This window comes from Polynucleobacter rarus (assembly GCF_003072505.1).
Lineage (GTDB): Bacteria > Pseudomonadota > Gammaproteobacteria > Burkholderiales > Burkholderiaceae > Polynucleobacter > Polynucleobacter rarus.
Map to the genome: position 1 here is coordinate 2,205,351 of NZ_NTGB01000001.1, position 13,309 is coordinate 2,218,659.

Below are 13,309 nucleotides of genomic sequence, written 5' to 3' on the forward strand. Positions count from 1 at the left end.
TTTTTTCATCGAAGTAATCATTAAAAGCAGAGAAGATTTTAGATTTTCTCTGCTTTATTCTTTTTAATCCCACGTTGACAGCAGTAGTATTAGTAAATTTAATTGACTTCAATTTTGCTAAAATCAAAGCATTACTTTATAAGGCTTAATCATGTCCAAACCATTGCTCCCTTATCACGATATTCGGGTTGTTGAATTTACACATATGGTGATGGGTCCTACTTGCGGCATGGTGCTCGCTGATTTAGGCGCTGATGTGATCAAAGTCGAGCCGATTGAGGGTGATAAAACGCGTGAGCTATTAGGCTCTGGCGCAGGATTTTTCCCGATGTTTAATCGGAATAAAAAAAGTATTTCGGTAAATTTAAAAACACCTGAAGGCAAGAAGGTGGTTGAAGATCTGATTGCTACAGCGGACGTCGTGATCGAAAATTTTAAAACGGGCACCATGAAAAAGCTAGGCCTTGATTATGAGACCCTGTCTAAAAAACACCCTCGCTTAATTTATGTCACGAATAAAGGATTTTTACCTGGCCCGTATGATCATCGCACCGCGCTAGATGAAGTCGTTCAAATGATGGGTGGCCTGGCATATATGACAGGACCGAAAGGAATGCCTCTACGTGCTGGGACCTCAGTCAATGACATGATGGGTGGTATTTTTGGGGCAATTGGTGTGATGGCCGCCCTTCGCAATCGTGATCGAACCGGACTTGGTGAAGAGATTCAGACTGGTTTATTTGAGAATAATGTCTTCTTAGTCGGACAACATATGTTGCAATATGCTGTTACTGGCAAAGCAGCAGACCCAATGCCAAATCGCCTTTCTTCGTGGAGCATTTACGATATTTTTGAAGTAAAAAATCAAGAACAGATTTTCTTGGGTGTTGTTACCGATACCCAATGGGAAATTTTTTGCCGCGTATTTGGTTGGACAGATCTGCAGGCTGATACAAGGTACGCAACGAATAATCTCAGAGTAACAAACCGAGCAACATTAATCCCTGAATTAAGAGCAAGATTTGTGGATGTTGCTGCAGTAGATATTGCCAAAATCTTTGAAGATAATGGCTTACCTTACGCACCCATCACGAAACCTCAAGAACTGTTTAATGATCCTCATCTCTTAGCAACGGGTGGTATCGCTAAGATTGAAATACCGAATGGTATAAATTCAGGATCTGTTACTCACACGCCTTTATTGCCCTTAACCATTGGTGGACAACGCTTAGGGATTCGGTTGGATCCGCCCTATCAGGGAGCGCACACCAAAGAGATTTTGTCTGAACTGGGTTTGTCACAAGCCACTATTGATGAATTGATTGCCAAAGGCATTATGGTGGCAAGTGATAAATAGTAAAACAGAAATAGACCGAAGTGCTTTAGCTAAAATGGTCATTCAATTACTTGATCATTGGAACTTGCCTACCGAGGATCAGCTTACATTGCTGGGTCTCCCCCCAACTAATAAATCTGCCCTCAATCGGTATCGCCAAGGAGAACCAATTGGTGTTGAGGTGGATCAATATGCTCGGGTTGGTCACCTTCTGACAATCCATAAAAGTCTAAGAATTTTGTTCCCGAACAATAAGGCTGATCTTTATGGTTGGATTAAATCGAAGAATAAAACCTTTGAAAACCTAACTCCCGTCGAAATAATTAAAGAATTTGGGTTTACAGGATTACTAATGGTTCGCTCTTACTTAGAACTTAAAGTCGGTAAGATTTAAAAGTCTATTAAATAATTAAGAAACTTAACCAGCATCAAAAGTCATAGAGCAATGCTGGTGTATCCACTAAAACTTGTTGTAAAAGTTCAGGTGTATTTAGTACTTCACCCAGCAAATTCAAGAGATGACCATCATTCGGTAATTTCTCTTGATCAAAGTAATTAATGTGAGGCCAATCGGTACCCCATACTAATTGCTTTGGGTTGGCGTCAACAAGAGCTTGCATGAATGGTAGGGCGTCAATAAAACCTTTTGAGGCGGTCCCGATTCGATCAGCCCCAGAAATCTTACAATAAGCTTGACCAGTTTTTAGCAAGTCGCATAAAAATAAAAAGCCTGGATCAGTAATCCCTCTAGCCGTTTCCATCCGTCCCATATGATCCACGATCAACGGAAGTTGTAGGGCCGATAAACGAGGCATCAAACGAGGTAAATCTGGCGCATAAATCCAAATTTGCGCATGCCAGCCACGACTTCGCATCCGCGGTGCTAAAGCTTCTAAGGTTTCAAGGCCAATGCCGTTGCGATACATCGCGTGACCACCAACTTGTAATAAGTTGACTCTCACTCCTCTAACACCTAAAGCATGCATCTGATCTAATTCGGCGTCCGTAATATTAGGATCCGGAACCACCACGCCACGTAGACGATCAGGATAAGCTTTGAGCGCGTCTAAGGTTGAACCATTATTCGTACCACAAACACTTGCGGTCACGACAACGCCTCTGGTTAAACCAAGGTGATCTAAATGCGCCACAAATTGCTCAGGCAAAAACTCTGCAGCAGGGGTGTAACTGCGATCATCCGCTAAAGGATATTTAGCATATGGGCCAAACGTATGAACGTGACTATCGCAGGCAAGTTTCGGTATTTGTAAAGTTACGGGTTGATACGCAGATAGTGGGATGGCCGGTAAACATACTTTAGTCATTATTACTCCGCTTTAATTTTTCCAGAAAGGGCTAGTTTTTTTGAGTTGGCTGATTCTTTAGCAATCATTTCTTGCCAGGCAGCAGGACTTGAATACAGCGCAGTACTGCCGATCGATTTCATTCTTTTTAAGAAATCTTCTTCTTTAGTTACTTGGCCAATTGCCGCATTGAGTTTTTGAATAATTTCAGGTGGTGTGCCACTCGGCGCTAAGATGCCCGTAGTAGTTCCCATCTCTAAATCAATTTGCGTTTGCTCAACCAAGGTTGGAACGTCTGGAAAGTTACCATCACGGTTTCTCGCGAGTACAGCGAGTACTTTTAATTGACCGCCATCGATAAACGGCTTTGAGCTGGTAATTTGATCCACTACAAAATCTAACTGGCCTCCAATTAAATCAGTTAATGCAGGCGCTGATCCTTTGTAGGGAATCACATTAAATTGCAATTTTGCCACTTCTTCGATATTCAGAATCGACATATGATTAGAAGTACCAGGACCGGAATGGCCAACACTGACTTTGCCAGGTGACTTCGTTGCCATGGCAATCAAATCTTTAGCTGAGTTAAATCGTGTGTCATTTTTACGAACCACAATCATTAGTGGAGAAAAAGCAACCGCACTAATCGGTGCAAAGTTTTCTAATTGATAGCTGGTCTTGATTAAATGCGGCAGAGTACCGATGGTATTGGTGGTTGCCACAATTAAGGTATAACCATCCGCAGGAGCTTTTGCAACATAGCTACTAGCAATCGCACCACCCGCCCCAGCACGGTTCTCAACCACGACCGACTGTCCTAAAATTTTGGATAACCCAGGGGCTATGGTTCGACCAATAATATCTAAATTACCGCCTGGTGCAAACGGAATTTCTAAGTTAATACTTTTATTTGGATAGCTACTATTGGCAGTTTGTGTAAAGCCTAAACTTGGTATGAGACAGATGCCTAAAACAGCAATGAGTAGGCTTTTTATGTTGAATTTGCTATCGAAATACTTCTGCAGCAGCTGACTGATTTGCATACGATCTCCCTCTTTATTTTTTTAGTATCAGATTAAAACGGACAAGCTCACGAAGCATGAACTTGTCACAATAAAAGGCGACTTCCGACTACTCTCTAAAACTCGAATCCATCCGATCTAAGAAACGCAGCATTCCAGGCCACTCCATCACCCCGTATGGACGACGGGTTTTTGGTTGATAGTTCATATAGGTTTCGTCTAGTACTTTCTGCGATACTTTTTGTAATGGGGAATTACAAGCCATTGCAGCTAACTGCGCTTTACAAGACAGTTCTAAGCGGTGCATCCAATTAAACGCCTCACCAACAGTCGCGCCACAAGTAAGTAAGCCATGATTGCGCAAAATTAAGGCTTCAGAATCCCCTAAATCTTTCACTAAGCTTTCTTGCTCATCGAGGTTGAGTACTACGCCCATATAGTCGTGATAACTAATTTTCAAAAAACGCATAGAGGTTTGGTTCAAAGGAAGTAAACCCATCTCTAATGAAGAAATCGCCATACCAGGCCAACTGTGGGTATGAATCACGCAATTGACTTCTGGGCGCGCTTTATGAATCGCGCTATGCAAAATGTAACCCGGAATATTAATCCCATACTGCAAATCACCAAAATCTGGTTTAGTTAAGATCTTTCCTTCATGATCAATTTTATATAAAGAAGAAGCTGTCATTTCTTCATACATCAAGCCATACGCATTGGTTAAAAAAGCATCTTCTTCACCCGGCACTCGCAGAGTAATATGATTGGCCATCATGTCAGACATGCCGTAATGCGCCACAAGTCGGTAACAGGCAGCGAGATTCACGCGTGCCTCCCATTCCTGCGGACTTACCTCATCCTTGAGAGAGCGCACATATAATTTTCCGTTGGTATTTGTTGTCATTGATGTCTCCTTTTCTAATTACTTGTTATCATATTTGATTATTGATCTATTCTACTTTTCAAAAACAGCAACCGCGTCCACTGCAGTAACGCCGTGCCCTAGTGCGTGCATTAAGATGGGATTCACCTCTGCCTCTAGAAGAGTATGGCGATAGCTTTGAGCCATTTTTACAAAACCTTGTACGACCTTTACTAATGCAGGTATATCTAGGGGCTCAATCCCCCTAAAACCGTTCATGAGTGGCCAAATCGTGAGTGACTGCAACATCTGCAGTACAACTTCTTCATTGATTCCCACTTGTGCATCACTCGGTAGTAAATAGACGGTGGAGTCATTAAAAACCTCAGCCGTAATACCGCCTGAACCAATGATCAATACCAATCCTAAAATATCTCTCTTCACGCCGATGAATAGCTCTAAATCTTTAGGTAACATCTCTTGGATTAAAAATTCTTCAATCCGAATCCCCGTTTTAGCTAATACATTCTTGCGCATTTTCTCTAGTTCAGCACCCACTTGGATACCTCGTAAATTCATGACAACCCCGCCCACATCAGTTTTATGAGTAATCTGATCACTCAATATTTTTAGGACTAAGGGCTTTTTGACTTCCGCTTCAAAGATGGTAGCTTGTAAGCTCGTAGTGATTACTTTCTCACGCGCCATGGGCATGCCAAACTTAGCAAATAATGCTTTGGCATCATGTTCATTCAGCGTTCCTTTGAATTCACCTAATGCTTGTGTTTCTTGATCTAAAGTAAACGGTTCTGTTAGTTCAATAGTACTAATATTTGTCTGCTCCAACTGGGAAATTTGCCATAGCGCTTTTAGGCCACGAGCACAGCCTTCTGGGGCAGCAAAAGCTGGAATACCTTGCCGAATAAAAGTCGAAACAAGTTGTGGAGCATACGGCGAGATATAAGCAAAGATCGGCTTATTGGAGTCCCCCATACCTTCACGGATCGCACCAGCCATCAAGTCAGGCATCGCTAAAGCAGAAGAGCCAACCACCACCACAATCGCATCATAATCATCTGAGGCAAGCAGAGTAGCAATGATTTTCTTCAGTAATTCAGGCTTTAACCCTGCAAGAGTTACATCAATTGGGTTATTGCCCAAATCAATCGGTAAGTTTTCGTCGAGCGTGCGTAAGGTTTGAGCAGTCACTTCATTGGGCAAGGGCATTTCAAAATTCATTAAGCCCAAATTATCGGCAATCAGCGTCGCCGCACCGCCACTAGATGTAAGGATAGCAATACGATTATTTTTTAGTCGCTTACCATTTTGGATTGAAACTGGAAAATCAATTAAGTCAGAAAAATAATCAGCACGTAATACCTGATTTTGTTTAAAGAATTGATCGTAGACGCGGTCTTCACCAGCCATGGCACCAGTATGGGAAGCAGCTGAACGCGCACCACTCTCTGATTTACCAATTTTATAAACAATCAGTGTCTTGCCAGCAAGTCTTGCTTTTTTGGCTGCTAACTCAAATTTAGCAGGATGACGCACACCCTCTAAATACAAAAGAATAATCTTCGTCGACTCATCTTCACTAAGATAGTCGACCATATCAGCCACATCTAAGTCTGCTTCATTACTGGTTGCAACTAATTTAGATAAACCTAAACCACTACCAGCAGCACGCGACAATATCGAACCAACAATACCGCCACTTTGCGACACAATGGCAACTGGGCCAGCATGTAAGTTTTCAATTTCTAGAGCTGAACTTGCAGAGAGAGCAATGTTATCGGTCAAGTTCATAAGCCCAATCGTATTAGGTCCCAAGAGGCGCATATTTCCACGTGCTTCTAACAATTGTTGTTGCAGAAGTTGACCTTCCTCACCTAGCTCAGCAAAACCGCTCGCTAAAACGATCGCCGCTTTACAGCCCTTGTCCGCTAATTCTTTGACAGCATGAATACTATTTTTGGCCCCTAATAAAATGATGGCCATATCGGGGACATTCGGTATCGAAGCAATGTCTGGATAACAAGGTTTACCCAGCATTTCTGGATAACGTGGATTCACAAAATAAATCTCGCCACTAAAATTTCTCTTAATGAGATAAGCGCCAGGCAGACCTGAAGTTTTGGTAGGATCTGCTGAAGCACCAATAATAGCAACTGAGTTGGGTTTAAATAATGAGTCCAAAGAGTTCATTCTGTAATCCTTTATAAATGAGGCCATGTTAAATAGCCTTGTGCTACGTATTATTTTTTCGCTACTTGACTACGCTCTAAAAATGAGGCAACTGCATCATGGTGATCTTGCGTTGTGTAACATAAGCCTTGCGCAAGACTTCCCTGACTAAAAATCTGTTCCGCTTGCGATTCATAGGTTCGGTTGATAATACCTTTCGTGAGCGCAATGGCCGCTTCCGAGCCAACACTTAATTCTTTGGCCCAACTCACAGCCTGCGTTAATAAGTCCTGATGAGGTACTAGGCGATCAGCAATCCCTAAATCTAAAGCTTCAGTGGCAGGTACTTTTTTACCGGTAAATAAGAGTTCTTTTGCCTTGGCTAAACTGACCCGTCTCGGTAAAAAATACATCCCACCACCGTCGGGTATGATACCTCGCAGAATATACGACCAAGCAAATAAGGCGGAGTCAGCAGCCATCACAAAGTCACAAGAAAGTGCTAAATCAGCGCCGAGTCCCATGGCTGGACCATTCACAGCTGCAATGGTTGGTTTAGGCATATTCATCAGCGCACTCACAGTTGAGCCAACATATTGCTGGCGTGTCCAACCGTTAAAACCCATTTCACCAACCGGAGCATTCATTCTTTGTTTCATACCATTAATGTCACCACCAGCACAGAAGCCTTTACCAGCTCCAGTGACAACGAGTGCGCGGACATTGCGGTCATAGGTAATTTGATTTAACAAATCCAGATACTGCGCGCGCATGGCATCCGAAAATGCATTCATTTTTTCTGGTCGATTCAGGGTGAGAATGCCGATATTGTCCTCAACCGTAAATAAGACTTCGGGTTGTTTAGCTTCTGATGACTGCAATTTCACTTCCATTATTTTTTCCTAATTGAATGTTACTTAATCTAATTTAATTTTGGCGTTTTGAATAATTTTCTGCCAACGCGCTTCTTCATTTGCCACATATTGACCAAAACTTTCTGGGCTACCTGGTTTGGCCATGAGTCCCTCATCAGCAAGACGGGTAGAGAAATAACTAGTTTTAGTCGATTGTAAAACCGCTTTATTTAAACGATCGACAATCTCTTTGGGCGTTCCTACGGGAGCAAAGATTCCGTACCAACTTTCCATATAGTAATCTTTGACGCCTGCTTCAATCATGGTCGGAGTTTTAGGCCACCCAGCAGATCGCTCTTTGGTAGTAACAGCAAGAGCTCTTAATTTACCAGCCCCGACCAAATTCGCTGCAGCTGAAGCAGTTGCAAAACTCATGCTAACTTGGCCACCGAGTAGATCCGTAATCGCTTGACTAGCCCCCTTGTAGGGGATGTGGACCATCTCCACTTGCGCCAAACTCGTAAAGAGTTCACCTGCTAAATGGGCAGAGGTACCATTACCCTGCGAAGCATAAGTTAATTTACCCGGATTTTTCTTTGCATAAGCAATCACATCTGCAATGGATTTAAATTCACTATTGGGTAAGACAACGAGTACGTTAGGAGAGTTCCCAACCATCGCCACTGGAATTAAATCGCGACTAGCGACATAGGGCATATTTTTAATCAAACTAGGATTAACTGCTTGGGCAAAGGTCGCCACAATCAAGGTATAGCCGTCTGGTGCACTTTTCACCACATAATCTGTACCAATTACCGTACCCGCGCCAGGCTTATTTTCGACAACGACGGATTGGTTTAAATCACGACTCATCCCCTCCGCCACTGTTCTTGCAACTAAATCAGTACCACCGCCGGGTGAAAAAGGCACAATTAATTTAATTGGCTTTTCGGGATAAGTCGCACTCACTGAAAATGAAAACCCAAGGCCAATGACTAACAAAATCTGTAATAAAAGAGTAGAGCGTTTCGTAGAAGTGACACTATAAAAATTTATCATCATTGCAATCTCCAGTGAGAACTTAAGTTTGCAACAAGATGATTCTCTCCTTCCCAAATCAGTGTACTTAAATCACGCACTGCTATCTCTCCAACGCGAGTCGTTGATAGTTCTTGAAATTTTTCATTGAGTTCAGCATCGGTCAGTGGATCATCGGGATCACCGTGACGTGTTTGTTGGTGATGCTCAAATATCTCTCCTGAGTTCATTTCAATCCGAACTTTTGCACTCCGTACTTTCGGGAATAAGCTAGTAATTAGTGGGTCAACTTGATAAGAAATTTTGTCTTCTAATTGCTGGATCTTGTCATTGCCTAACTGCTCCTGGGCAAAGGCTTTTTCGCGCACAGCGCCTAAAATCATGCCGCAAGCCACCGTATGAGTCAGACTAAATTTTGCTTCAAAGGGAGTCTGTGGATGACGATAGGCACACACATCGGCAGAAGCTTGATAAACCAAGAGTTCAATCTTTTTCACTGCGTTGGTATCGATTTGATGAAGACGCGTGAGGTACTGCGCACCATCAATTGCTGGAAAAGTATGACCACAACATCCGTGATTTTTAAATGTCATTTGCGTGATATTAAAAACTTTACCGAGACCATTCAGGACATCAGCCCAACGCGGGTTTTGTGACATCGCAGCACCAAATCCAGCATCACCTTCTAAGATATCGGGAGTTCCAGTCATACCCGCTAGTGCACAGTAAGCAGCATTTAAGCCTACTTCTGCAGCATGTCCTGCATGCAATGGCTTGGTCATTGAGTCACTGCGAAAGGCTTGTTGTAAACCACTAGCAAAGGTTCCAGCAGTAGCTAGGGCATTCATTGACTGCTCTGCAGTAAGCCCTAATAAACTACTACAAGCAGCTGCCGCACCAAAAACTCCAACGGTACCTGTCGTATGAAAATATTTGTAATGACTAGGCTGTATCACTTCGGCAATACGTGTTGAGACTTCGTAGCCAATGACAACCGCTTTGAGTAAAGCGTCAAGGCTCAGGCCTTGTTGGGTGGCACAAACCCAAGCTGCAGAAATAGTCGGACAAGCTGGATGGTATGCGCCGTTACGGTAGATATCATCAAACTCAGCAATATGGGCGATGGAGCCATTTAAAAAAGCAGCGGCTCTGGGCGTGGTTTTTAAATCCGTACCGGCAACTGCACAGTTACCAAAACCAAATTCAGGTTGATAAGCGGCAATCAACTTTTGGGCTACATCACTATTCGAGCCGGCAATCAAGGCTCCTTGCCAATCAAGTAGTGCGCGTCTGGCTGCATGCAAAACATCTGCTGCTAACGGCTGTGAAGACGCTGTTTCAATATATTCACCAAAGCTGGTTAACAAAGTTTTCATCTTGCCCTTAAATTTATCTGATTGAACTCATTTATTCTGGTTTTGCACCAGAGGATCTGACAATAGGTGCCCAAGTTTCATATTCATTACGTACAAATTTAGTAAATTCTGTAACATTCATGGCAATCGGTTCGGCTCCCTCGTTAATGAGTTTATCTTTTGTCTTTTTGGACATTAGAATCTCGACGATTTGTTGATTTAGCACCTTCACATTTTCTGCAGAAGTTCCGTGTGGTGCAAAGACACCAAACCAAGAACCTGCGGCCATATTGATGCCGGACTCCAACATCGTAGGCACTTCTGGTAAGGTGACATAACGTTTTTTAATCGAAATACCAATGGCTCTGACCTGACCACCTTTAATTAAGGCGGCAACTGAGGGTAAGGTCGCAAACATATAATCAAGGCGTCCTGCAATAAGGTCTCGCACCGCTTCAGCACCTTTGTAAGGAATGTGGGTAGCATTAATTCCACTTTGTTGACTAAACATAAAACCCGTCATATGTGAGGCAGTGCCAATGCCGGTTGAGCCGTAATTGACTTTACCTAAATTCGCCCGACCAAAGTCAATCAACTCTTTGACTGTGTTGATTTTTGAACTAGATGGCACAATCAACACATTCGGTACTTCAGCAAGTAATGCCACTGGATCTAAATCCGTTAATGGATTAACAGCCAAGTTTTTAAATAAAGTAGGATTAACTGAAATAGGACCACTCGAATTAACGAGTAAGGTATATCCATCAGGAGCTGACTTACCAACAATCTCTGTACCCAAGTTCCCCGCTGCACCTGGTCTATTTTCGACAATGACCGGAACTTTCAAACGCTGGGTTAATTGATTAGCCACTTCTCGAGCCAAAATATCGGTTGTACCCCCTGCTGTAAAGGAAACAATCATTTTGATAGGACGATTAGGATAGGTGTCTGATTGCGCACTAGCCATGTTTTGTAAACCGATCGAACTGAGGCATAAGAGGCTTAATGAAATCACTTTCAGTGATTGAATTTTTAACTGGGTAAGTTGTAATAGCGTAAGTTTTAGCATATTCAATCCGATTCGTTATTAGAGTGTGTAGTTATTAAGCTTTTGCTTTAGGTGGTCTTTGATCAAAGCGCATTTCTAAAACTTCTTCTGCAATCCGGTTTTTAAGAATTTCAATCGAGCCGCCTGCAATCATCCAGCCTCGCGTTCTTCGAACGCAATATTCCACCAGATTTTCTTGACTATATCCTGAGGCACCCATAATTTGCAAAGCTTCATTCGCAACGTTAAAACCCGTTTCATTACAAATGAGTTTTGCCATCGCTGTTTCATAAGGAGATGGCAAGCCACTATCAGCGTTTAGCGCTGCTTTATAAAGTAGCAACTGAGCTGCTTCTAATTTGGTTGCCATTTCTGCAAACTTCCACTGGATACCCTGAAATTCAGCAATTTTTCTAGAAAACTGAGTACGGTTTTTAGCATATTCCTTTGCTTGTAAAAAGGCATAACGGCCTAGTGCAAGAGAACGTGATGCATTACCAATGCGCTCGACATTGAAACCACTAATTTGCTTTTTAAAACCACCGGGTCCTAGTAAAACATTTCTATCTGGAACAAAACAGTCTGCAAAATACAATTGTGACCAACGCTCACCACTCATAAAGCTGGATGGTTGCCCAATCTCAAAGCCTGGAGTATCCCGCTCGATTAACATTGAACCGATGCCGTCAAGACCTGGGCCATATCTCAAGTAAATCAAGAATACCTTGGCATCTGGACTGTGTGTTGAAAAGACTTTGCTACCATTCACTAAGTAACCACCCTCTATTTTTTTGGCATTGGTGGTGAGTTCAGTCACAGCTGAACCAGCATCTGGTTCAGTCATTCCCAAAGAAATCACCGCTTTACCAGCTAACAAATCAGGTAAATATCGTTCCTTTTGATCTTCGGTAGCGTACTCAGCAAAACTACGTATTGGGCCAAAGTTGCCTGCTTGCACAATATCAGCACTCTTAGGGCAATATAAGGCGATGGTTTGAATGGCAATGACGGCATCCATCAGCGTTCCGCCCATACCCCCATCGGCTTCTTTAAGGGTAATGCCCAAAAGGCCTTGCTGACTGAGTAACTCTGCAATTTCCCAAGGATAATCAGGACTATGATTTCTGGAAAGAGCTCCTGGTGCTAATTTATCTTTGCCTAATTTATGTAATGCATCAGCAAAAGCAATTTGTTCTGAGGAAAGGTGAAAATCCATGCGTGTCTGCCTTTGTTATTGTTTATTGATTATTCAGTATTTTAACAAGACTGAAAGTTATCATTTCTTTGTTTTGAAGAACGAAAGTTTTGAATTATTTTGAGTTATTTTGAGTTATTGAGGATTGTGATTTTTTAATTCTATTTATCTTGGCTGTTCAATTTGAATCCCAAACTCGAATATCAGTGGCAAGATTGTTAAAAGTCCATTGAAAATACCAAATAGTTTATTTAATTATTTTAAAATAAACTATTAGTTTATAAATATATATATTTTTAAACCATCTTCTTGCCTTAGTTTATTTAATTTTTTATAATTAAACTATGAGTTTAAATAATTCAAAAAAAATAAACCACTTAATGCATGATTGGCCACCCGGCACGATCTATCTATCATCTTGGCTTAAACAAATAGGTATATCAGGGCAACTGACTAATCGATATAAAAAAAGTGGTTGGTTAGAGTCTATAGGAAGTGGTGCAGTCAAACGCATGGGTGACGAAGTTAGTTACCAAGGCGCTTTGTACGCCCTTCAGAGGCAGGGACAATCATCCATCCACGTTGGTGGCAAGTCAGCTTTAGAGCTACAAGGTAGATTACATTTTTTAAATCTTAATGCTAATTCAGTCTCTCTTTTTGGAGAGTGGACAGAGCATCTACCAAAATGGTTTTCAAATACAAATTGGGGTATTTCTATCGAGCATCACCGGACGTCATTTTTACCCAGTCAACTAGAACTTTTGGATTTCGAAATTAAAAATTTTTCTATCAAAATATCTAGCCCTTTAAGAGCAATTTTTGAGTGTTTATATCTTACTCCGAATAAACAAGATTTGATGGAATGCTATGAACTTTTAGAGGGTCTCAACAATATTCAACCTATGCAAGTTCAAACATTTTTAGAGTCTTGTGAATCGATCAAAGTTAAAAGGCTTTTTCTCTTTATGGCAGAAAAAATTGGGCATGCTTGGTTTAAATACCTAGATTTAAAAGGGGTAAATTTAGGCAGTGGGAAGAGGAGTATTATTTCAGATGGGCATTTCGATTCAAAGTATCTCATCACCATACCAAAGGAACTCGCATAATT

General features: G+C 41.9%; 12 protein-coding genes. 3 read left to right on the forward strand and 9 right to left on the reverse strand.

Going from position 1 to position 13,309, the window contains the following annotated elements:
• Nucleotides 1–151: 151 nt before the first annotated feature.
• Nucleotides 152–1,357: a CaiB/BaiF CoA transferase family protein gene (locus tag AOC35_RS10495; protein WP_108647039.1), complete on the forward strand. Its 1,206-nt coding sequence runs from the start codon at nucleotides 152–154 to the stop codon at nucleotides 1,355–1,357.
• On the forward strand, nucleotides 1,347–1,730 hold the full coding sequence (locus AOC35_RS10500) for an MbcA/ParS/Xre antitoxin family protein (RefSeq protein WP_211307507.1): 384 nt from the start codon (nucleotides 1,347–1,349) through the stop codon (nucleotides 1,728–1,730). The genes AOC35_RS10495 and AOC35_RS10500 overlap by 11 nt, the downstream gene beginning before the upstream one ends.
• Before the next feature lie 34 nt (nucleotides 1,731–1,764).
• Here AOC35_RS10500 and AOC35_RS10505 read toward each other — a convergent pair whose 3' ends face one another.
• The 9 genes from AOC35_RS10505 to AOC35_RS10545 form a co-directional block, all read right to left on the reverse strand.
• Entirely contained in the window at nucleotides 1,765–2,661 is an 897-nt protein-coding gene (locus tag AOC35_RS10505) for an amidohydrolase family protein (RefSeq protein ID WP_108647040.1), read from the reverse strand.
• A 2-nt stretch (nucleotides 2,662–2,663) separates the two neighbouring features.
• Nucleotides 2,664–3,683 carry a tripartite tricarboxylate transporter substrate binding protein gene (locus tag AOC35_RS10510; RefSeq protein ID WP_108647041.1) on the reverse strand — a complete coding sequence of 340 codons (1,020 nt, stop codon included), beginning with the start codon at nucleotides 3,681–3,683 and terminating at the stop codon, nucleotides 2,664–2,666.
• An 88-nt stretch (nucleotides 3,684–3,771) separates the two neighbouring features.
• Nucleotides 3,772–4,566: a class II aldolase/adducin family protein gene (locus AOC35_RS10515; RefSeq protein WP_108647042.1), complete on the reverse strand. Its 795-nt coding sequence runs from the start codon at nucleotides 4,564–4,566 to the stop codon at nucleotides 3,772–3,774.
• A gap of 51 nt (nucleotides 4,567–4,617) precedes the next feature.
• Nucleotides 4,618–6,732, reverse strand: a complete 2,115-nt coding sequence (locus AOC35_RS10520) for an acetate--CoA ligase family protein (RefSeq protein WP_108647043.1) — start codon at nucleotides 6,730–6,732, stop codon at nucleotides 4,618–4,620.
• Nucleotides 6,733–6,782: 50 nt separating this feature from the next.
• On the reverse strand, nucleotides 6,783–7,604 hold the full coding sequence (locus AOC35_RS10525) for an enoyl-CoA hydratase/isomerase family protein (protein WP_108647044.1): 822 nt from the start codon (nucleotides 7,602–7,604) through the stop codon (nucleotides 6,783–6,785).
• Nucleotides 7,605–7,628: 24 nt separating this feature from the next.
• Complete coding sequence (locus tag AOC35_RS10530; protein WP_245898482.1) at nucleotides 7,629–8,627, reverse strand: Bug family tripartite tricarboxylate transporter substrate binding protein; 999 nt, start codon at nucleotides 8,625–8,627, stop codon at nucleotides 7,629–7,631.
• On the reverse strand, nucleotides 8,624–9,979 hold the full coding sequence (locus AOC35_RS10535; protein WP_108647045.1) for an MmgE/PrpD family protein: 1,356 nt from the start codon (nucleotides 9,977–9,979) through the stop codon (nucleotides 8,624–8,626). Before AOC35_RS10535 ends, AOC35_RS10530 begins: the two co-directional genes overlap by 4 nt.
• Nucleotides 9,980–10,010: 31 nt before the next feature.
• On the reverse strand, nucleotides 10,011–11,027 hold the full coding sequence (locus tag AOC35_RS10540; RefSeq protein WP_108647046.1) for a Bug family tripartite tricarboxylate transporter substrate binding protein: 1,017 nt from the start codon (nucleotides 11,025–11,027) through the stop codon (nucleotides 10,011–10,013).
• Nucleotides 11,028–11,061: 34 nt separating this feature from the next.
• Entirely contained in the window at nucleotides 11,062–12,222 is a 1,161-nt protein-coding gene (locus tag AOC35_RS10545) for an acyl-CoA dehydrogenase family protein (protein ID WP_108647047.1), read from the reverse strand.
• Between the two features lie 323 nt (nucleotides 12,223–12,545).
• Here AOC35_RS10545 and AOC35_RS10550 point away from each other — a divergent pair, with 323 nt between their 5' ends.
• Complete coding sequence (locus AOC35_RS10550) at nucleotides 12,546–13,307, forward strand: type IV toxin-antitoxin system AbiEi family antitoxin (protein ID WP_108647048.1); 762 nt, start codon at nucleotides 12,546–12,548, stop codon at nucleotides 13,305–13,307.
• Nucleotides 13,308–13,309 lie beyond the last annotated feature (2 nt).

Coding starts and splice junctions, on each gene's coding strand:
- AOC35_RS10495 (WP_108647039.1), top strand. CDS start 152: ATGTCCAAACCATTGCTCCCTTATCACGATATTCGGGTTGTTGAATTT.
- AOC35_RS10505 (WP_108647040.1), bottom strand. CDS start 2,661: ATGACTAAAGTATGTTTACCGGCCATCCCACTATCTGCGTATCAACCC.
- AOC35_RS10510 (WP_108647041.1), bottom strand. CDS start 3,683: ATGCAAATCAGTCAGCTGCTGCAGAAGTATTTCGATAGCAAATTCAAC.
- AOC35_RS10515 (WP_108647042.1), bottom strand. CDS start 4,566: ATGACAACAAATACCAACGGAAAATTATATGTGCGCTCTCTCAAGGAT.
- AOC35_RS10520 (WP_108647043.1), bottom strand. CDS start 6,732: ATGAACTCTTTGGACTCATTATTTAAACCCAACTCAGTTGCTATTATT.
- AOC35_RS10525 (WP_108647044.1), bottom strand. CDS start 7,604: ATGGAAGTGAAATTGCAGTCATCAGAAGCTAAACAACCCGAAGTCTTA.
- AOC35_RS10530 (WP_245898482.1), bottom strand. CDS start 8,627: ATGATGATAAATTTTTATAGTGTCACTTCTACGAAACGCTCTACTCTT.
- AOC35_RS10535 (WP_108647045.1), bottom strand. CDS start 9,979: ATGAAAACTTTGTTAACCAGCTTTGGTGAATATATTGAAACAGCGTCT.
- AOC35_RS10540 (WP_108647046.1), bottom strand. CDS start 11,027: ATGCTAAAACTTACGCTATTACAACTTACCCAGTTAAAAATTCAATCA.
- AOC35_RS10545 (WP_108647047.1), bottom strand. CDS start 12,222: ATGGATTTTCACCTTTCCTCAGAACAAATTGCTTTTGCTGATGCATTA.
- AOC35_RS10550 (WP_108647048.1), top strand. CDS start 12,546: ATGAGTTTAAATAATTCAAAAAAAATAAACCACTTAATGCATGATTGG.